Annotated in this window: 18 protein-coding genes; 9 read left to right on the top strand and 9 right to left on the bottom strand. The window is 72.7% G+C overall.

The features are described 5' to 3' along the window. The first annotated feature begins 29 nt into the window (after positions 1–29). Genes BS80_RS42670 through BS80_RS43510 form a run of 5 tightly spaced genes read left to right on the top strand, consistent with a single transcriptional unit; the run spans position 30 to position 5,581 of the window. Positions 30–296, top strand: coding sequence for a hypothetical protein (locus BS80_RS42670; RefSeq protein WP_035795987.1), 267 nt, complete (start codon positions 30–32; stop codon positions 294–296). Next, positions 293–685, top strand: coding sequence for a TadE/TadG family type IV pilus assembly protein (locus tag BS80_RS42665; protein WP_035795986.1), 393 nt, complete (start codon positions 293–295; stop codon positions 683–685). The genes BS80_RS42670 and BS80_RS42665 overlap by 4 nt, the downstream gene beginning before the upstream one ends. Then, a complete protein-coding gene (locus tag BS80_RS11000; RefSeq protein WP_063771938.1) occupies positions 682–1,155 on the top strand; it encodes a TadE/TadG family type IV pilus assembly protein in 474 nt (157 codons plus the stop codon). The genes BS80_RS42665 and BS80_RS11000 overlap by 4 nt, the downstream gene beginning before the upstream one ends. A 26-nt stretch (positions 1,156–1,181) precedes the next feature. Further along, a complete protein-coding gene (locus tag BS80_RS10995; protein ID WP_051966459.1) occupies positions 1,182–1,622 on the top strand; it encodes a hypothetical protein in 441 nt (146 codons plus the stop codon). After that, positions 1,622–5,581: a LysM peptidoglycan-binding domain-containing protein gene (locus BS80_RS43510; protein WP_051966458.1), complete on the top strand. Its 3,960-nt coding sequence runs from the start codon at positions 1,622–1,624 to the stop codon at positions 5,579–5,581. The genes BS80_RS10995 and BS80_RS43510 overlap by 1 nt, the downstream gene beginning before the upstream one ends. Before the next feature lie 179 nt (positions 5,582–5,760). On the opposite strand, the gene BS80_RS10985 is transcribed toward BS80_RS43510, so the two are convergent. From BS80_RS10985 to BS80_RS10970, 3 genes are all read right to left on the bottom strand, one after another. Continuing rightward, complete coding sequence (locus tag BS80_RS10985; RefSeq protein ID WP_035795979.1) at positions 5,761–6,066, bottom strand: cupin domain-containing protein; 306 nt, start codon at positions 6,064–6,066, stop codon at positions 5,761–5,763. Between the two features lie 340 nt (positions 6,067–6,406). Next, positions 6,407–7,540, bottom strand: a complete 1,134-nt coding sequence (locus BS80_RS10980) for a N(5)-(carboxyethyl)ornithine synthase (RefSeq protein ID WP_083974662.1) — start codon at positions 7,538–7,540, stop codon at positions 6,407–6,409. Positions 7,541–8,607: 1,067 nt separating this feature from the next. After that, positions 8,608–9,123, bottom strand: coding sequence for a SigE family RNA polymerase sigma factor (locus tag BS80_RS10970; protein ID WP_035795977.1), 516 nt, complete (start codon positions 9,121–9,123; stop codon positions 8,608–8,610). A gap of 196 nt (positions 9,124–9,319) precedes the next feature. Between BS80_RS10970 and BS80_RS10965 the strand changes: the two genes are divergently transcribed. Continuing rightward, a complete protein-coding gene (locus BS80_RS10965) occupies positions 9,320–9,691 on the top strand; it encodes an Imm51 family immunity protein (protein WP_035795976.1) in 372 nt (123 codons plus the stop codon). A gap of 31 nt (positions 9,692–9,722) precedes the next feature. Beyond that, positions 9,723–10,286 carry a GNAT family N-acetyltransferase gene (locus BS80_RS10960; protein WP_051966457.1) on the top strand — a complete coding sequence of 188 codons (564 nt, stop codon included), beginning with the start codon at positions 9,723–9,725 and terminating at the stop codon, positions 10,284–10,286. Between the two features lie 7 nt (positions 10,287–10,293). On the opposite strand, the gene BS80_RS10955 is transcribed toward BS80_RS10960, so the two are convergent. The 3 genes from BS80_RS10955 to BS80_RS40615 all read right to left on the bottom strand — a co-directional run bounded on the left by BS80_RS10955 (position 10,294) and on the right by BS80_RS40615 (position 13,750). Further along, positions 10,294–11,238: a S1 family peptidase gene (locus BS80_RS10955; protein WP_035795974.1), complete on the bottom strand. Its 945-nt coding sequence runs from the start codon at positions 11,236–11,238 to the stop codon at positions 10,294–10,296. A gap of 173 nt (positions 11,239–11,411) precedes the next feature. Next, the gene (locus BS80_RS10950) at positions 11,412–13,067 is read right to left on the bottom strand and encodes a hypothetical protein (RefSeq protein ID WP_035795972.1); all 1,656 of its coding nucleotides are present in this window, start codon (positions 13,065–13,067) and stop codon (positions 11,412–11,414) included. A 467-nt stretch (positions 13,068–13,534) separates the two neighbouring features. Continuing rightward, a complete protein-coding gene (locus BS80_RS40615; protein ID WP_157536148.1) occupies positions 13,535–13,750 on the bottom strand; it encodes a hypothetical protein in 216 nt (71 codons plus the stop codon). Positions 13,751–13,921: 171 nt separating this feature from the next. Here BS80_RS40615 and BS80_RS10940 point away from each other — a divergent pair, with 171 nt between their 5' ends. Continuing rightward, the gene (locus BS80_RS10940) at positions 13,922–15,394 is read left to right on the top strand and encodes a hypothetical protein (protein ID WP_035795970.1); all 1,473 of its coding nucleotides are present in this window, start codon (positions 13,922–13,924) and stop codon (positions 15,392–15,394) included. A 102-nt stretch (positions 15,395–15,496) separates the two neighbouring features. On the opposite strand, the gene BS80_RS10935 is transcribed toward BS80_RS10940, so the two are convergent. Beyond that, positions 15,497–16,882 carry a S53 family peptidase gene (locus BS80_RS10935; protein ID WP_035795969.1) on the bottom strand — a complete coding sequence of 462 codons (1,386 nt, stop codon included), beginning with the start codon at positions 16,880–16,882 and terminating at the stop codon, positions 15,497–15,499. Between the two features lie 307 nt (positions 16,883–17,189). On the opposite strand from BS80_RS10935, the gene BS80_RS10930 reads away from it, so the two are divergent. Beyond that, the gene (locus BS80_RS10930; RefSeq protein ID WP_035797244.1) at positions 17,190–18,263 is read left to right on the top strand and encodes an NAD-dependent epimerase/dehydratase family protein; all 1,074 of its coding nucleotides are present in this window, start codon (positions 17,190–17,192) and stop codon (positions 18,261–18,263) included. Between the two features lie 208 nt (positions 18,264–18,471). On the opposite strand, the gene BS80_RS10925 is transcribed toward BS80_RS10930, so the two are convergent. Both BS80_RS10925 and BS80_RS44255 read right to left on the bottom strand, forming a co-directional pair. Continuing rightward, a complete protein-coding gene (locus tag BS80_RS10925) occupies positions 18,472–19,089 on the bottom strand; it encodes a recombinase family protein (protein WP_232246432.1) in 618 nt (205 codons plus the stop codon). Between the two features lie 14 nt (positions 19,090–19,103). Further along, the gene (locus BS80_RS44255) at positions 19,104–19,271 is read right to left on the bottom strand and encodes a zinc finger domain-containing protein (RefSeq protein WP_456298574.1); all 168 of its coding nucleotides are present in this window, start codon (positions 19,269–19,271) and stop codon (positions 19,104–19,106) included. Between the last annotated feature and the right edge of the window lie 107 nt (positions 19,272–19,378).

The raw sequence follows: 19,378 nt of genomic DNA, 5'->3' as shown, positions 1-19,378 counted from the left end.
GGAATTCCCCTCACCTGGGAGAGCGAACCATGAAGACCCTGCGTACTCTGCCCCTCCTGCTGCTGGCACCGCTGATGCTGCCCCTGCAACTCGCCGTGACGCTGCTGCGCGTCCACGCCGGCCGCGCCCGCGTCGCGCGGGCCGAGGGCGACCGCGGCGCGCTGAGCGTGGAGATGGCGCTGATCATCATCGTGGTGATCGGGATCGCCGGAGCGGTGCTGGCGGCGCTCACCAAGCTCGGCAACGCCGTCGAGCCCAAGATCCCCACCGCGATCCCCAGCGGCGTCGGGCAGTGACCTCCGAGCGCCGCCGGGAGCGCGACAGCGGGGTCCTCAGCATCAGTCTCGCGCTCGTCTTCCCGGCGGTGCTCTTCCTCGTCGTGCTCATCGCCCAGAGCTCGCTGCTCTGGTACACCGACAACGTGGCCCTCACCGCCGCGCGCGAGGGCGTCGACGCGGGACGCGCGTACGGCTCCACCGACCAGGCCGCCCACGACCGGGCCCAGGCGTTCCTGGACCGCTTCAACGGCCTGCTCGGGACCCCGACGGTCGACCCGCCGGTGCGCACCGCCACCGACCTGACCGTCACCGTGCACGTCAACCCGCTGATCCTGCTGCCCGGCTTCGACGGGCTGAAGATCACCCAGAGCGCCTCGGCGCCGATCGAACGGTATGTGGCGCCATGACCGGGCCCGGTCCGGTGAACGGGCCCGACGGCACGACCGGCGCACGCGATCCGCAGGCCGGCAGCCTGGCCCTGGAGGCGGCGATCCTGGCGCCGGCCATCGTCCTGCTGTTCTGTCTGGTGGTCGTGATCGGGCGGCTGGAGACGGTCGGCGGCACGGTGGACGCCGCCGCGCGCGCCGGGGCGCGCAGCGCCTCGCTGGACCGCTCCGGCGCGCCGGCGCAGCAGGTGGCGGCCACCGCCGTCAAGGACGCGCTGCGGCAGCAGGGCGTCAGTTGCCCCGACCCGCAGGTGACGGCGCGGACGGTTCCGCTCCAGGTCCCCGGCGCGCAGCCGCTCACGCTCGTCGAGGTGGACGTCGAGTGCACCGTCGCGGTGAATGATCTGCTCCCCGTGGGGGTACTACCGGGCGGTGTGGTGCACATGCACGGAAGCTTCAAATCGGTCATCGACCGCTACCGGTCGCAGTAGTGCACCGCCCGTGCAGGGGAGGGAACGTGAGGATCCGTCGGGACGCCCGTGACACGGGTACGATCTCGATCTTCGTGGCGCTCAGCGCCACGATGATGCTGCTGTTCATCGGCATCGTGCTGGACTGCGGCGGACGGCTGCGCGCCACCGCCGACGCCGACGCGCTGGCCCAGGAGGCCGCCCGGGTCGGCGGGCAGCAGATCGACCAGGGGGCGTTGCTCGGCGGCCGGGGCTTCCTGATCGACACCACCGCGGCCTACGCCGCCGCCGACGCCTACCTCGCACCGTACGGGCTGCACGCCGAACCGCCGCCGCCCGGCCGGCCGCCCTCCGCCAGCATCACGATCGTCATCGACACCACGTACGACACCGCCCTGTTGGGGCTGTTCAACACACCCACCCTGTCCGTGCAAGGCAAGGGCACCGCCACTCTGGTGCACGGCGTCGAGAAAGCGGGGGGCGCCTGATGGCCGCGCCACGAGCCAAGGTCCATGCCCGCCCGAGCGCCCCGGCCGCCGGCCGATCGGGCGCCTCCGCGGCCCCCGGGAGGGCTGCCCCGCCGGCCGGCACCCGGGCCGGCGGGCGCGCCGCCGCCCGGCCGCCGGGGCGTCGGCGCGGTCCGCTGCGCTCACTGCCGGGCGCGCTCGGCGCGCTGCTGGTGCTCGCCGTGCTGCTGGTCGGCGTTCCCGCGCTGCTCTACTACGGGACGCGGTCGGTGGCCGCGATGGGCGGCGCCGCCGACGGGAACCTCTGGCAGGTGCTCAGTACGCCCGACGACGGGCGGCTGTTCCTCTGGGCGCTGGTCGGCATCGGCTGGATCGGCTGGCTCTGCTTCGCGCTCTCCGTCCTGCTGGAGATCCCGGCCCAGTTGCGCGGACGGGTCGCCCGCCGGCTGCCGGCCTTCGGCTGGAGCCAGCGGATCGCGGCCGGCCTGGTCGGCGCGGTGATCGCGCTGCTGCCGGTGGCCGGCGCCTCGTTCGCCGCCACCCCAGGGCAGTTGACCGCAGCGACGGCTCCGGCACAGCTCGCGGCCGCGCCGCGCTACGCGGCCCTGACGGCCGGTCCGGTGAGCGCGCCCAGCGCGGCGCTGCCCGCCGCCGACCCGCAGCAGCCCAGCTACACCGTGCGCGACAGCCGGCCCGCCGACAGCCTCTGGTCGATCGCCGAGCGCCAACTCGGCTCGGGGGAACGCTGGCAGGAGATCGCCAAGCTCAACGCCGGTCGGGTGATGGACGGTTCAGGAACCACCTTCGACGCGGACCGGCCGATCCAGCCGGGCTGGCAGCTGTTGATGCCGGTCGGCGCGACGCCCGACACCGCCCCCGCGCCGGCCGCCGGCGCGTCCGTCCCCGGGCCGTCCGCAGGGGCGCACGACGCCACGACGACGGTGCGGGACGGGGACACGCTCTCCTCCATCGCGCTGCGCGAGCTGGGCAGTTCGGACGACTGGCCGCAGCTCTTCGCGGCCAACAAGGGGATCCAGGAACCGGACGGGGAGCGGCTGACCGACCCGGACATGGTGGCCGCCGGGACCGTGCTGACGATCCCGGGCGCACCCGCTGCGCCTGCCGCTCCGGCTGCCCCCGCTCCCGGTGCGGCCGCGGCGGCGCCCGCCTCCCCCGAGACGGCGCCGCACCCCGGCGGTTCGACGGCCGGGGGCACGTCCACGGCCGGAGGCGCACCGTCCGCCGAGGCCCACCCGTCGGCGACGCCCCACCCGTCCGCGACACCCCATCCGTCCGCCGATCCGGCCCCGCACTCGGCGCCGCCGCGCTCGGAGTCCCACCCCGTCGCGGCCAAGTCCGGTGGCGCGAAGGCCCACACGCCCAGCAGTGACTACACCACCTCCCTGGAGGTCTCCGGCATCGGTCTGCTGCTCGCCGCCGCGATGATCGGCGCGGTGGCCAACCGGCGCGGTATCCAGCAGCGCGCCCGTCGCCCCCGGCACCGGATCGTGATGCCGCCGCCGCCCGCCGCCGCCTTTGAATCCGAACTGAAAGCCCGTCAGAGCAGCACCGGACTCGACCAGTTGAACAGGTCGCTGCGCACCCTGGCCCGCAACGTCAGCCGCACCGGCAAGCGCCTGCCCGCGCTGGCCGCCGTCCGGGTGACCGCCGGCGGAACCATCGAACTGCACCTGGCGGCACCGGCCGTGCCGATCGCGCCGTTCCGCGCCGCGCACGCCGCCAACGTCTGGTGGTGCGCCGGTGACTCCGGCGACCTGCTCTCCGCCCAGCAGGCCGCCAAGGTCCCGGCGCCCTACCCGGCGCTGGTCACCCTCGGCAGCGCCGCCGACGGCGCCGCCGTGCTCGCCGACCTGGAGACCGTCCGGCTGCTGCACCTCAGCGGCCACCCCGACGACGCTCGCGGGGTGCTGCGCACCATCGCGCTGGAGCTGGCGCACAGCCCGCTGGCCGACAAGCTCAACCTGCACCTGATCGGCTTCGCCGACGACCTGCCGGTCTCCGACACGGTGGCCGACCGCGTGCACCACTACCCCCACCTGGAGGCCGCGCTGTCGGCGCTCGGCCCGCGCACCGCGAAGGCCAGGGCCACCCTGGTCTCCGCCGGGGCCGCCCATCCCCGCGACGCCCGCAGCCGCGGTCACGCCGACGAGGCCTGGGTGCCGGAGATCGTGCTCTCCGCCCAGCCGCCCAGCGGCAGCGTTCCGGCCGAGCTGGGCCGCCTGCTGGACGGGCGGCCGCGCACCTGCCTGGCCGTCGTCACCCGGGCCCCCGAGCGCGGTGCGGGCCCGGTCGCCCGGTGGACCCTGCCGAGTACCGGTGCGGCCAACCTGCCCGGACTCCACCTCTCGCTGCAACTCCAGCGGCTGACCGACGAACAGTTCGGCCACTGGAGCGAGTTGATGCAGACGTCCGGTTCGACGGAGCAACAGGCCGCGCCCAGCTGGACGTTGGACGGCGAGGAGCTCGAGCCCGCCGACCTGCCCAGGCCGGTACCCGTGTTGGCGGGGGTCGGTGCTCCCGGCGCGGCCGTCAACGCGCCGTTCGTCGGGGCGTCGCTGCCCGACGGCGTGCCGGAGGCCGGGCCGCGGCTGATCGCCCGGCTGATCGGGACCGGCAGCAGCCCGTTCGCCACCGTCGACCCGGCTGCCGCCCCCGGCGGTTCGTCCGGGTCGGCTGGACCGGTCGGGCCGGGCGGGGCCACCTTCGCGAACGACCCGTACTCGGCGTCGCCGTCGCCGTCGCCTTCGTCCGCTCCGGCCGCCGCTGCAGGAGCGTCCGGACCGCTCTCGGGGCTGCCGCTCGGCGGGCTGCCCCGGCACAGCATCAACAACCGCGGCCTGAAGGCGAACAGTGGCGCCGGCGGTGGCAGCGGCCAAGTGGTCATCCCGGTGACGGTCCAACTGCCGGAGCCCACGCCGGAGTCGGAGGCCGTCTTCGAACTCGCCCCCGCCGCCGAGCCCGCGCCGCCCGAGGCCGTCGTGGAGCCCGCCCCCGCCCTCGAACCCGACCCGGCCCCCGAGCCGCTCCCCATGCACGGCGCGGCCCCGGCCCCCAGCGCCGAAGACCCGCGGGTGGCCGTCCGCCCCGAACCGGTCACGCCCGTCACCGCGTCCAGCTCCACCTCCAGCACCACGTCCACGTCCGCCTCCGCCACGGTGACCGCGCGGACCGACGCCGACGACCTGCTCGCGATCCTCCGCTCCCCGGAGGCGCACGCCGTCCGGACCGCCCCACGCGTCCGCCTGCTCGGCCCGGTCGACGTCCTGGGCGCCACCGGCCCGGCCGACCCCGCCGCCCTGGCGGGCCTCACCGAACTGGCCGCCTACCTCGCCCTCAACCCGGGCGCCGACCCCGCCGCCGTGGACCGTGCGCTCCACCCCGGCGACCACATCCGCCCCGACCAGGCCCTGCCCGCCTCCCTGCCGGAGCTGGGCACCTGGTTCGGCGCCGCCCCCGACGGCCGCGCGTTCGTCCGTCCGGACAGCGCCGACGGCTGCACCTTCGCACCCACCGTGACCTGCGACTGGGACGAGTTCCGCAGCCTCTACCGACGCGGCATGCGCAGCACCAGCACCACCGCCGACGCCGCACTCGCCCACGCCCTGGCCCTGGTCCGTGGCGCCCCCTTCGCCGAGGCCCCCGCCACCACGTACGGCTGGGCCGAGGCAGCCCGCCAGGACATGCTGGCCGCCGTCGTCGACACCGCCCACGAACTCGCCGCCCGCCGCCTCCAGTACGGCGACCACCGCAGCGCCGAGGCAGCCGTCTTCCGCGGCCTCGCTGTCGCCCCCGACGTCGAACTCCTGCACCGCGACCTGTTCTACGCCTACGCCTCGGCCGGCGCCCGCGACCAACTCCTGAAAGCCGTCAACCGCCTGGACGCCCTCAGCCGCCGCACCGGCCGCAACCTCGACCCCGACACCGTCGCCCTCCTCCGCGACCTCCTCTCGGGCGCCTGACCCGGGGGAGTACTGCTACCTCAACGGCACTGACCACCGCAGCCACGGCGGGCAGAACGCCGCCATCGGCGCCTACGCGCGCCGGCGTAATGCCCGCGCCGAACCGGAGAGCAACTTCGCCCCCGACTCACCGATCCGCACCTGGACCGAGTACCCGGCCAAGGCTGCCTGACGAACAGTCACTCTTCGGCCGACTCCACGATCACCAGCACGCCATGACTTCCGGGGCGGACCGTGTGCGCGGTTCCCGCCGCCACCATGTACAGCTCGCCCGCCCGCACCGACACCGGCGTGCCGTCCACGTCCAGCTCCAGCCGGCCGTCGACCACGATCAGTGCCTCATCGGTACTGTGGCTCTCCTCCTCCACCGACAGCTCGTCCATGCGCAGGACCTTCACGCAGGCCGCCCCCACCTGGCCCAGCCTGCGAGAGCTCCACGCCTGCGGCAGGCCGGCCGCCGTCGCCATCAGGTCGACCACACTCACGGCACACCCCTCCCAGTAGGCCCGTTCGGTCGTGCCGACCGGCCCTCATCAAGATCAATGGATGCCACGGAAGCTACCCGACCAGGAGCACGACGTGGTCGACCGTTTGGCAAAGACTTTCGACGACCGGATTCAGAGTCCCACCGCGCGGCCCGCCCCAGACGCGCATCCCGTTACCCGGCCAAGCATCTGAGCCGAGCCACTGGCTCACCGGCCCACATTCGACCGGCTGAGCAAGTCCGGCGGTCCTTCTCCGAGGACGCGCACCGCCATCGCCCGACTGGTCGCCTCAGGGCACATGAAGGTGATCATCACCCTGAACTTCGACCCGCCTGAGGGCCTACCGCTGCTGCAGGTGCGGGTACTCGGTTGCGCGGTGCTGAAAGTCCAGGACGGCGGGGTTGCGGACCGCGCCGTCGCGGATCTCGATGGCGCGGCGGATGGTCTCGTCGGCCTCCCAGCTGGCGGGTCCGTCCAGCACCGAGCGCAGGTAGGGGATCAGTGCCTCGCTGTTCTCCCAGGTTGCCGCGTTCCACAGGTACGAGGGGCTGTGGTCGACACCGTAGTAGTGGACGTTGTCACCCACGGTGAAAATCGGCTCGGTGAAGGTGGTCGGCCGGGCCCAGCTGAAGCCCATGCCCTCGTCGCAGGAGACGTCGATGACCAGGGTGCCGGGCGACAGCGTGTCCAGGTCCTCGTCTATCAGGAAGGTCAGCGGCGCCCGGGTGTCCTGCAGCACGCAGTTGACGATGACGTCGTGTCCTGCCAGGAACTCCGCCAGCGGCTGCCGGCCGTCCTCGGTGAGGGCGTGGCTGCGGCGCGGGTCGGCGGTGTCGTCCGCGACGTCGTGGTCGAACTGGACGATCCGGGCGGAGTGGATCGGCGCGCTGACGGCGGTGACGCCGCGCGCGGTGAGCACGTCGACGTCGTGCACGCCCAGGGAGTTGAGCGCGGTCACCGCTCCACGGGCGGTCGCACCGAAACCGATGACGACGGCGCGCAGCCGGCGCCCGTAGGCGCCGGTGGAGCCCCGCAGCTGCATCGCGTGCAGCACCGAGCAGTAGCCGGCCAGCTCGTTGTTCTTGTGGAAGACGTGCAGGTTGAACGTGCCGTCGGGGTGCCAGTGGTTCATCGCCTCGAAGGCGATCAGGGTCAGCCGCCGGTCGATGGCCCTCTGGGTGACTTTCTCGTCCTGGACGCAGTGCGGCCAGCCCCACAGGACCTGCCCCTCGCGCAGCTCGGCCACGTCCTCGAGCATGGGCTTGCCCTGCAGGATCACGTCGCAGTCGGCGATCAGCTCCGCGCGCGAGCGCAGGCTTCCGACCAGGGGCGCGAGCTGCTCGTCGGAGACACCGAAGTAGGAGCCGTAGCCCTGCTCGAGGTGAATGCGTCCGCGGAGATCGTCGTCGATTCGCTCGAAGTGTGCGGGATGGACCGGCAGTCGATGCTCATTTTCCTTGCGTGACTGCGCCATGATGCCGAGCGTGAACTGGTGCAAAATGCCCCTTTGATTATTACCTGTCTACCACACTGCATCTCAGAGGGCATTTAATGGGAGCAGTTTGCCCTTTATATCCCAGTAGGTCCCTCGCCGGGTTGGTGTGCTCTCGTCCGTTGTGCGCTTGGTGAGGTTGTCGATCGAGGCGATGTGGATCATGGCTTCAGGCTTCGTTCGACCACCCACCGCCTTTTCGCAACGTGAAATCCGGGCTCACGGCGCAGCGGTTGCATGAATGTGGCGGAAGACTCCGTGCCGCTGCCTGATAGGCGGTTCTATGACTTCTGCAAACCGGACGGACTTCCCCATCGGCTATGGCATCACCATGCGGTCAGGGATGAAAGCCGCATGGCGGAACAGAGCTCTCTGAACGCCCACTGACAGGCTGATTCATGGGGACGTGGCCCGGAAGTCGAACTCCCGGGCCACGGGCCACAGTTCCTCTACCGAGTCGGGGTGGGGCTCGGGCTCGGCGCGCCGTCCGCCTGGCCGCTCGGGGTGGTCATCGGCGGGGCCGTTGCCGCTGGGGTCCAAGCCGGAGTTGGCATCGGACCTGTCCCGGGGGTGGGGGTTGGGGTCGGTATGCCTGCCGCCGGGGCGGTCGGGGTGGTCATGGGCGGCGGCGCTGACACTGCGGTCCGCGCCGGAGCGGGAGTCCGCATGGAACCCGTCCCGGGGGTGGGGGTTGAGGTCGGCATGCCTGCCGCCGGGGCGCTCGGCGTCGGCATCGGATCCGTCGTCGGACCCGTCGTCGGTGTCGGGGTCGGTGTCGGGGTCGGCGAGGTGACCGACGACGCCGGGCGTTGCAAGGGCGTGGTGGGGTGGTCCTGGGCAAAGGCGTTGGGCAGGACCACCAGCCCGATGCCGAGCCCCGCGAAGGTCAGGACCGATCCGCCGGCCATCCAGGCCGCCCGGGCCCGACGACGGGTTCGGACGCCTGCCTCCAGGCGGTCGCGGTGGCGGGGCTGAAAAGGCGTGTGTTCCGGTGTTTCGTGCATCATTCGAGCCAGCTCCTTCTCGAAGTCATCCATCGTGTTTCTCCTTCACCTCACCGGCTCGACAACCGCCTCGGCCAGTACCTGCCGCAGTTTGGCCACCCCGCGCGACACGAGAGAGCGGGCCGTACCCACCGGGCACCCCAGCACCTCGGCCACCTGCCGCTCGGGCAGGTCCTGGTAGTAGCGCAGCACCACCGCGGCCCGCTGCCGCACCGGCAGTTGCGCCAGCCCGATTTCCAACCGGGAGCGCTCCTCCACCTCGGCCGCCAGGTCGACCAGGCCGGTGATTTCCGGCATGTCCTGAGTCCGGGTGGGACGCTCGCCCCACCACCGTCGCCGCGCGGACCTGGCCGCCGCGCGCGTCAGCACCTGACGCACGTACGGCTCCGGCGCCTGCTGGGCGACCTTCGGCCAGGCGAACCAGAGTTTGACGAGCGCCTCTTGCAACAGGTCCTCGGCCCGGTGCCGGTCTCCACCGGAGAGCAGGCGTGCGAAATGGAACAGGGCCGACCAGCGGGCCGCTACGAACTCATCGAAGCCGTCCGGTTGCAGCTGCTTCATTGACACCGCCCTTCATTCGCCCATGCGCCTGTACTCCTAGAAAGGCGTCGGGCTCAGCCCCGCTATGCACTCCCGTCCTGTGAACCAGGTCACACGGGCCGCCCCCGCCGACTGGGACAGTACTCAAGCCGCCACCGCGCTCGGCCTCCGAACCCGCCTCGGACCGTTGTCAGTGCCGGCCGCTAGCGTCGCCACCATGGATACCGACCGGACGACCTACGCACCGCTGGCCCTCATCGAGTACGGCGATTCCGGCTCCTACGGGCTGCTCCTCACCGACAACGCGATGGTCGCGCTGTCGGACGAGTTCGAGGCCCGTGGCCGCTGGAGCAATGGGTACGGCTGGGAGTTCGTCGCCCGCTCGGCCGTCGACGCGTACGCCCCCGAGATAGCCGAGCGGCTGTCGTACGACTGCGAGGCCGGCATGTTCGTCGCCCGCAGCGGCGACCTGGAGGCGCTGCGGCTCCTCGCGGTCCTGGTGTCGACGACGTTCCACGACCGGGTCCGGCTCGGCGAGTTGCTGGGAAGCCGCAGTCCGGCGGAGACCAAAGAGGTCGGATCGGCTTGATCGAAGGCGGCCCGGTGTGCTCAACTGACTGATGATCAAGCTTCTGGACACCCTGCCGACCGCCCCGCCCGCGCTCGTCCTGCGCCCGTGGGAGCAGGACGACGTTCCCGCGCTCCTGGCCGCGCATCAGGATCCGCAGATGCGGCAGTGGCTGGTCACCCACCTGGACGACGTGGACGACGCGACGCGCTGGGTGGCGGAGCAGGAGGGCGCCCGGCAGCGCGCCGAGCGCTTCAGCTTCGCGGTGGTGGAGCCGGTCACGGGGGACGCCGCCTCGCACCGACTCGTCGGCCAGGTCGTCCTGAAGGGTGCCGGCGGGGGAGCGTCGGCCGCGGAGGTCGGGTACTGGACCGTCGCGGCCGCACGCGGGCGAGGCCTGGCCGGGCTGGCCTTGCGGTCCCTCACCGACTGGGCCTTCGCCACGTTCGCGGCCGATGGCCTCACCCGCCTTGAGCTCTTCCACCAGGTGGGCAACGAGGCGTCCTGCCGGGTGGCCGAGAAGAGCGGCTACCCGCTCGTCGCCGTCCTGCCGCCCCTGCCGCCGTACCCGCAGAACGGCCATCTGCACGTCCTGCGGCGGGGCGAGGGGGACTGAGCCGGGGTCAGAAGTTCAGCGGCTGGAAGAACGTCGGTCCGCCGCCGCCCTTCGGTCCTCCGCTGACCAGGCCGAGGCCCTTGCCCAGCTCGCGGTCGAAGACGGGCCCGCCGGAGTCGCCCGCGTTGCCGTCCTGGGTGCTCTCGGCGAGACCGGTGACCAGGCCGTCGGGGTAGTTGACGGTCACGTTGGTGGCCTCGATGGACCCGCACTGGGTGCCGCTGGTGGCGCCGGTGCCGCAGACCCGCTCGTTGAGCTTGGGCAGGGCGAAGCCGGTGACGTCGCGCACCACGCCGTCGTCGAGGACGGTGCTGTTGAGCTTCCACTTGTCGGTGGGGGTGATGACGGCCCAGTCGTGCCCGGGGAACTTGTCGGCGGTGACCGAGCCCAGCAGCTCCTTGCTGCGGTCGTACCACTTGGGTGCGGCCTTGCCGCAGTGGCCGGCGGTGGTCGCCTTGCCCTCGCGGTAGTTGTTGAACCCGCTGGTGCACTCGTAGACCGTGCCCGTGGTGCCGCTGAAGATCGGCGTGCCGCCGTTGAACGTCAGGTCCGCCGCCGGGGTCCCGGCGTCCAGCGGGGCCGGCACGGTGGCGACCCGCGAGGAGACCGCCGAGGCCACCTCGGTCACGTGCAGCAGCTGGGGGTCCAGATCGGCCAGGAAGTCCCGGGTCGAGCGGTCCTGGGCACCGGCGAGTACGGCGACGGCGACCTTGCAGGTGCCCTGGTCGACGTACCAGTACTGGCTGTTGCCGGCCCGGCCCGATCGGGCGAGATCGTCGAGCCGGGACTGCACGCCCTGCAACTGGTCGAGCTGCGCGGGGAGACAGACCGGGCCGCGGACGGCGGGCGGGATCGCGGCGGTGGCGGCTGCGGCGGGTGTGGCCGGCACGGCGGCGGCGCCCAGGGCCAGCAGGGCGATGGGCAGCAGTGATCGTTTGGCGGTGAGCTTCATCGGCGGATCCTTCGGGAGTTCGGCTGGCGCAGAACGGCAGCAGGGCGTCGCCCCGCGCGGGCCTGGATCGTGGCCGAAGGGGCGCGTGGCGTCACTCTAGGCACGGCGAACACCGGTTCGGCTGCGGAACGTGCAGCGGTTCACCCGAAGGAATCAGTGCTGCTGAGGGCGGCTCAGCTACCGGCGTCGCGGTCGCGCTCGCGGTCGCCGCCGTCCTCGTGCGGCTGCTCGTAGCCGCGCAGGGCCGGAATCAGGGCGAGGCAGAACGGGCCGATGAACAACGGGCCCACCATGTACCGGTAGAGCGGCGCCGGATTGGCCGCCAGGACGGTCAGTTGGTAGGCCAGCGGCACGCCGACCAGCGCGTACACCGCTCGCATCCGCCGACGCCCGACGTAGAAAGCGATCGCGGCGTAGGCGAGGTAGCACCAGGTGGCGCCGCGGTAGACGATCCAGTCGAGCTGCGGCACGCGGAACGCGTTGTACCAGGTGGCGGCGACGGTCCGCAGCCGCTGCGAGACCGGGTGGCTGTAGAGCGCGAGGCGGTACGGGTCGGAGGCCATCGGGGTGCCGGGGGCGGCCAGCCCGTACAGGTCCTGCGGCGCGACCCCGGGGTAGGCGATCCAGGTGTCGCCGCTCAGCGCGGGCGGTCCGGGGAACGGGGACCAGGCGATGTCGCCGCGGCAGATGCGGGCCTGCAGCACCAGGTCGGGGCGGGTCTTGAGGGCGTGCGTCCAGATGTCCGTGAGCTGGGAGTTGACCTTCTCCGCAGCCGTGCGGTTGAACTGCCAGTTGCTGACGAACTGGTCGGAGACGTAGCAGTTGGAGCCGCCGGCGGTCCACTCGGTGAGCGGGGTGACCTCGGCCATCACCGCCTTCTCCTGGGCGGTGAAGGACTCCGGGGCGTTCGCGTACACCACGGCGATGTCGTGGTAGTTGAGCGAGAAGACCGAGCTGACGGACGGCTGTTGGATCCCGAGCGCGGGGTAGAGGAAGAGCTGGCAGGCGAGTGAGACGCCGACGCTCGCCGTGGTCAGCGCGGTCAGCACGACCCGGCGCCCGGGAACGGCGATCGCGACCGCGAGGCCGGCCACCAGCGCGACGCCCAGGCCGTTGTTGCGGAACAGGCCGAGTCCGAGCAGCGCCAGTCCGAGCGCCCACCAGTCGCCGCGCGGCGCAGCCGTGCCGCGTGCCGCTCCGGTGGGGCGTGCCGCTTCCGTGGGACGCAGCGCGATCAGCCGGACGGTCGCGGCGAAGACCACGAGCGAGCAGAGCGTGAACGGCACGTCCTTCCAGATGAAGAGGACGAACGCGCCGGTCGGCGGCGCGGCCGCCAGCAACAGCGCGATCGGCGCCGTCCAGCGGCCCCGGCAGCCGAGCCCGCGCAGGGCGACGCAGAGGTAGGCGAGCGTGGCGGCGGCCGCGAAGGTCTGGGCCAGGGTCAGCAGCGCGAGCTTGCCGGGGATGTGCAGGACGAGCCAGATCATCGCGTCGTAGAGGACGGAGTGGTCCGAGCTCCACGGCCCGATGGTGACCTGCGAGACGTACATCGCCGAGTCGTAGCTGGTCAGCCCGGGGTAGAAGGCGGCCCACCAGAGCAGCAGGATCAGTTCCGTCCCGACGGCGACGGCCAGCGGCAGCCGCCAGTGCGCCGGAACGCGTCGGGCGAGGCGTCCCAGACGTCCCAGGCGTCCGGGACGTCCCGATCCGGCGGGCCGCAGGGCCCGCTGCGGGGTCGCCGGGCCGGGCGGGGCGGGCTTGCCGGGCGGGGCGGCCTCCGCACCGGGCTCGGCGACGGCGGATTCTGCGTCGTTGGAAGTCGGAGTCACGGTGCCTGTGCTTCCTGCGCGCTCGTGGGAGAGGGCCGACCGTCGCGACCGGGCGGGGGTGGCCTCGTGCGCCCGCATCATAGCGACCGTTCGTACGGGCTTACGGCTGCCGTACTGATGTGCGCCCGCTCGGCCGCGTTCGGCGCTCGGTCAAGGGGCCGGATGACGCCCGGTACGAGCGGGACGGGCAAGCGCCCCGGCCTGGAGCGGAGGGGAGATCACCCCGTAAGGTGGCGCGAAAGGGGAGTGGCGGAGGGTTGCCGCGACCTGCGGACTGAGAAAAGCCGCCGGGTACGGCGGACGGGGTGGTGACCGGCGTTGGCGGACAGTGCATCGACCTCCGGGGTTCCGGCCGGGGCGGTGACCGGTGAACCGGGCGTCGTCCCGGCCGCCGGTTCCGGGCTCGGCGGTTCGGGGTTTGACGGGACAGCGCTGCTGCCGGTGATCGAGGACGCCATTCCGGAGGCCTACCGGGCCGAGGCCGAGGCGCGTGCGGCGGCCGCCCGCGCGGCGGCGGCGACCGTGCCGCTGCCGCCGTCGGCGCCGCTGGCGAGCACGCTGCCGCTGCCGCCGCTGGGGGAGACCGAGCCGGCGCAGCCGTCCGCGATCCCCGAGCCGCCGTCGGCGCCGCCGATCCCGTCGGCCTCCACCGGCTGGACGGTCACCGGGCTGCGGCTGCCCACGCCGGAGGGCGAGGCCGCGGGCGCGGGCGTCGGCTCGGGCGTGGGCTCGGCGGTCGGTTCCGGCGCGACTTCGGTCGGCGGCGGGTTGCGCGGTCGGCTGCTCGCGGTCGAGGGCGGGTACGGCGGCGCCGGTCGGCGCGGCTGGGCCGGGGCGGCTCGGGACAGGCACAGGTGCTCTCCGCGATGCTCGCGGCCGTCTCGCCGCAGACCCTGCTCGGCGCCGACGCGGTCGACGCCGTCCACCTCCCGTCGGCGAGTGACCCGCACACCGTGGTCGCGCACCTGCGGGCGGCGGCCCGCCACCCGGGTCCGCTGCTGCTGCACCTCGGCGGGCACCTGGTGCTCGACAAGCGCGGCGGCGGCCTCCATCTGACCCTGCGCGACTCCAAGCCGGGGACGGTCCGTCAGGACGGTTTGGCCTGGCAGGCCGTCGCGGCCGAGCTGCGCTCGCGTCCGGCCGACTGGGACACCCTGGTGATCGCCGACCTCAGCGCCGACCAGGCGGCGTGGCCGCTGTTGCAGTCCGCGCCGACGCCGTTGGTGGAGGGGCTGCCGCTGTGGGCGGTGGTCAGCCCGGACGCCGAGCAGATCGGCACGTTCACCCGGGCGCTGATCGAGACGCTGCACGGCGGACGGCCCGGCGCGGGACCGCTTCTGGCACCCGAGCAACTGCGGTCGCAGGTGCACTCGGTGTTGCGGCCGGACGTGCTGGTGTTCGCCTCGCACGGGCCGGACCGGCCGGTGTTCCGCAACACGGCCCGTCAGCGCGGGGCCGACGCGGGCGCTCCGGCGCCGCGCGAGGTGTGGCAGGCCACCGCTCCGGCGCCGGCCGCGGCGAGCTCCGAGGAGTGGCCGCCGCCGGGCGGGTCGGCCGAGCCGCCCGCCCGGCCGGAGCCGTCGGAGGCGTCGGTGGCGGCGGTCGCGGTGGCCGCACCGGATGCTTCGACAGCAGTGGGGACACCGGCTGGTTCAGTGACGCTGCTCAAGCCGGGTGTGCCGCCGACCCCGCCCCGGCCGGTCCGGCCGGTGTCACTGGCGAAGCCGGGCGCGGCGGTGGACGCGGCGCCGGACCCGGTGCCCACGGACGTCCAGGAGCAGGCCCAGGAACAGATCGCCGATGCCGTACCCGCCGACGCCGTCCCGGTCGACGCCGTCCCCCAGCCACCGTCCGACCCGCAGCCGCAGCCGCAGCCGACCCCGCCGACGCCTCCCGCCGACTACCGCGAGGCCCTGGGACGGATTGCCCGCAGCGCCGAGGCGGGTGAGCACGCGAAGGCCGCCGGGCTCGCGCTCGCGCTGGAGCAGGAGGCCGTCGCCGCGAGCGGCGCGATCTCCGAGCCCGTCCTGATGATCCGTCAGATCCGCGCCCACGTCGCACGCTTGGCGGGCGAACCGGCCCACGCGGCCACGCTGTACCGGGAGGTCGCCCTCGTCATGATCGCCTCGCAGGGACCGGACGACCCGGAGACCCAGCGCGCCGTGACGAACGCCGAGGCCTGCTGGCGGGCGATCACCGACCGGGAGCAGGCGCTCAAGGTGGCCCCCGAGATCCTGGAGCTGCGCGCCCACCTCCCCGGCCCGGACGGCCGCAAGCTGCGCGCCTCCGAGCGCTACCTCGCGCAGCTCGCCGCCGCGCCGCAGTAGCCCCGGCGCGCGGGACGACGAACGGCCGCTGCCCGCCTCCCGGGGGAACCGGAAGGCGGGCAGCGGCCGTACAGGTGTACAGCGGGTAGAGCTGGTTGAGCGTCAGCGACCGGCGATCGCGTGCACGAACTTCGTGCCGTCGATGGTGCCGAGGCCCGTGGCCAGGTCGTAGCCCTTGACGGCCTGGTAGCCGGTCACGTTCGACCAGCCGTTGTCACCGGCGGTGACGTCGGTGATGCCGCTCCACTGCGAGGGCAGCAGCGACAGGCCGTACATCCGCCAGTTGAGCTGGCCGAGCCGGTAGCCGGCCGCCTGGTCGGCGAGCGCGACGACGCCGGAGAAGATCGGCGTGGCCTCGCTGGTGCCGCCGGTGAGGTGCCAGCCGACCGCGGTCGGGTCGTACGAGTCGTACGTCCAGGCCGCGCCGTCCACCGCCGCGCTCATGCTGATGTCGGGGGTGCCGCGGTGGTTGCCGGTCACGTTGGCGACACCGGTCTGGTACCACGGACGGTCGAAGACGGCCGAGACGCCGCCGCCGCCGGCGCCGTAGGCGTCGTGCCACACCTGGTCGGGCGCGGTGCGGTTGCCGTTGTTGTCCAGGGTCAGCTGGGTGCCGCCGACCGAGGTCACCAGCGGGTCCGAGGACGGCCAGGAGTTGACCTTGTAGGCGTAGTTGTTGTTGTTCACGTCGGAGTCGGTCACACCGTTGTCGCCGGAGGCACCGAGCACCGTCACGTTGTGCTCCGCGGCGGCCTTGAAGGCGTAGCGGAGGTTGGTGAGGGAGGAGTAGTCACCCTTGTCGAAGCCGGGGAAGGTGTTCTCCGTGGCGCCGAAGCTCTGCGAGATGACGTCGCCCTTGCCCTGCTTGATGAGCGCCTGCTCGGCGTCCATCATCTCGGGCAGGCCGGTGACGCCCTCGGTCTCCGCGACGGCGGTCTCGACCAGCAGGATGTGCGCGTCGGGAGCCATCGCGTGGGCGTACTCGACGTCCAGGGTGGTCTCGCCGGCCCAGCCGGTCTGGTCCGAGTTCTTCGGGTCGAAGACGGGGACGTTGCCCCACTTCTGGACCTCGACGTTGGTGTCGGGGAGGCCCCACTGCTTGTCGAAGGTCTCCAGGTCGTGCTGGATCGTCGGCGAGCCGAAGGAGTCGACGATGACGATCGTCCGGCCCTTGCCGGTGATGCCCTGCTTGTACAGCGGGTTCAGGTTGTACGCGGTGCGGTACTGCAGCGGCGAGTAGCAGTGGATGCCGATCTGCGTGACGCAGTCCGACGTCGACAGCGGGGCCGGGCGCGCGGCGGCGAGGAAGTGGCCCGCGGAGGCGGGCTGCAACTTGAACGTCACACCGGACGGGGTGCTGGCTGCGGCAACCGTGGTCTGCGCGGTAACCGTGCCTGCCGTCAGGGCGGTGGCCCCGACTGCGAGCAGTGCGAGCGCACGCGCGGTCATGGAGCGTCGGGGGCCCGCGGTGACGGGGGAGGTGCCCATGGAACTCCTTTGATGGAGGGTTGGACCGACACAAGGTCGATTCGGTTATCCCATCGTGTGAAGAGCCGATGAATCTATAGTCCTTTCGGACTCTTGACATGAGCGCACGCCATACCAACAGGTAACTCGATCGGCTCAGCGTCCCCGCGGACGTCCAGCGTGACGCGGCACACGTCAAACCGAGGTAAAGATTGCCCGCGCGGGCCTAGTGCCGCGCCTGTGGCGCTCTGTTCGCGGGCAGCGGACGGCTTGCGCCGTGGGCGGACACCTCGTGCAATTCGCTGCCCGGTATGGCGAACTGTTCGGCATGAGACTTCTGGTGATCGGTGGTTCGGTGTTCCTCGGACAGGCCTTCGTGGCCGACGCGTTGGCGCGCGGCTGGGAGGTGACGACGTTCAACCGCGGGAAGACCGCGCACGACCTGCCCGGTGTCGAGGTCGTGCGCGGTGACCGCGAGGTGCAGGGCGACCTGGACACGTTGGCCGCAGCCGGGCCGTGGGACGCGGTGGTGGACGTCTGCGGTTACGTCCCGCGGGTGGTGGGCGCCTCGGTGCGGACGCTGGCGCCGCAGACCCGGACGTATCTCTTCGTCTCCTCCGTCAGCGCCGTGCAGGGCTGGCCCGAGCTGGCGGTGGACGACTCCTCGCCCCGTCAGGAGTGCGCCTCTGACGCGGACCGGGACGCCGGCGACTACGGCGTGCTCAAGGCGGGGTGCGAACGCGCGGTCGAGGAGGGCTTCCCGGACGGCGCACTGGTGCTGCAGCCCGGTCTGATCATGGGTCCGGGGGACCGGGCGCGACGGCTGACCTGGTGGCTGGACCGGGCGGCCCGGGGTGGTCGGATGGTGGCGCCGGGCGCGCCCGAGCGGCCCATGCAGCTGATCGACGCCCGCGACATCGCCGCCTTCGGCCTGGACCAGGTGGAGCGAGGTGCCACCGGCCGCTACATGGTCAGCGGGGTGCGGGCCAACACGACCTGGGGCGAGTACCTGGGAACCTGCGTGGAGGTGACCGGTTCGAAGGCCGAACTCGTGTGGGTGGACGACGCGTTGATCGTCGAGCACGAGGTCGAGATGTGGACCGAGCTGCCGCTCTGGACGCCGCAGGGCCCCGAGGACGCCGCGGTCTGGGAGCCGGACTCGTCGCGGGCGATCGCCGCGGGGCTGCGCTGCCGGCCGGTGGTGGAGTCGATCCGTGACACCTGGGCCTGGCTGGCCACGCCGCAGGGGCACCAGGAGGCGTTCGGTGCCTACCGCAGCTTCGCGCAGGGCGGCGTGCAGGAACGCGGCCTGGCCCCGGAGAAGGAGCAGCGCATCCTGGACGCCTGGGACGCGGCCCTGTCCTCCCGAAGCTGCCGTGAAGTGACAAGTAGCTCTCTGTGATCAGAGTGACGCTCGGTCAGAGGTGGCGGGGCGGGGCTCGGGGACCGCGCCGGTCCGGTCGGCGGCGAAGTCGGCGCGGGCTTGCTCGACGGCTTCGGGGTACGCCTCGCGTTTGGCGTGCTCGGTCAGCGCCCGGTAGATGCTGGCGACCGAGGGGTGGTGCCCCTTGCGCTTGCCGGTGGGGATGATCAGGTCGGGCTGGATCTGCTCAACGGACTCCCCCCCCCGCGCGGCGTCGGAGCACGGTGTGGAGCATGTCGTCGGTGATGACGGGGGGCCGGCCGCCGTGCTTGCCCTTGCGGGCTGCGGTGTCGAGCCCTTCCAGGGTCGACTCGCGGATGTTCTCCCGCTCGGTCTCCGCCATCGCCGCGAAGAACGCGAACAGCAGCTTGCCCGGGCCGGTGGGGTCGTAGATGCCGGGCAGGGGTCCGGCGAGCATCTCCAGGATGAGGCCGTGGGCGGTGAGGTGGTCGGCCAGCGCGGTGAGTTCGGCGGCGTCGCGGGCGAGGCGCTTCATCTCGTACACGGTGAAGATGACCCGGCAGTGCGGGGCGTGCGCCTTGACCTCCCGCGCGGTCCGCAGCGCCTCCTCGAACCGGGGCCGGACCCGGACGCGGGTGCTGATCTTCTCGCTGAAGATCTTTTCCAGGGGGATGCCGTGTCCCGCGAGCGCGTCGAGCTGGGAGTCGAGTTCCTGGCCGAGGGTCGAGCAGCGGGCGTAACCGATGCGGATGTCCGCGCCCGGCAGGTCCGGGTCGATCGGCGCGGGGGGCGGGGTGCCCGGCCGCCACGGCCGGCCCGGCCCGCGGTCGGTCGGGGTTGGCACCCTCAGCGCCTTCTTCAGCCGGGGCACCATGGTGAAGCGGCGGTGTGGTAGGCGGAGGCGACGGCGCCGCCGCGCGAGCGGCAGGGCGATCCGGGCTGGGCATCGCACTTCGGACACGCGTGCTGTTCCACGTCGTCCGCTTCCGACCGGTCGGTCGGGGAGGGCTGCTGAGGGTCCGTCATGGGCGGCGATCTTCGCACAATGCAAGTCTCAGAAGGGGGTCCGTGCCGCTTTCGGGTGAGAACGGGTTCTGAGAACGGAACCGGGCCCGGCGGCGGTCTGGCGACCC

Source organism: Kitasatospora mediocidica KCTC 9733 (assembly GCF_000744225.1).
Taxonomy (GTDB): Bacteria; Actinomycetota; Actinomycetes; order Streptomycetales; family Streptomycetaceae; genus Kitasatospora; species Kitasatospora mediocidica.
Note: the sequence above shows the minus strand (reverse complement) of the source record. Positions and strands in the feature narration are given on the sequence as shown.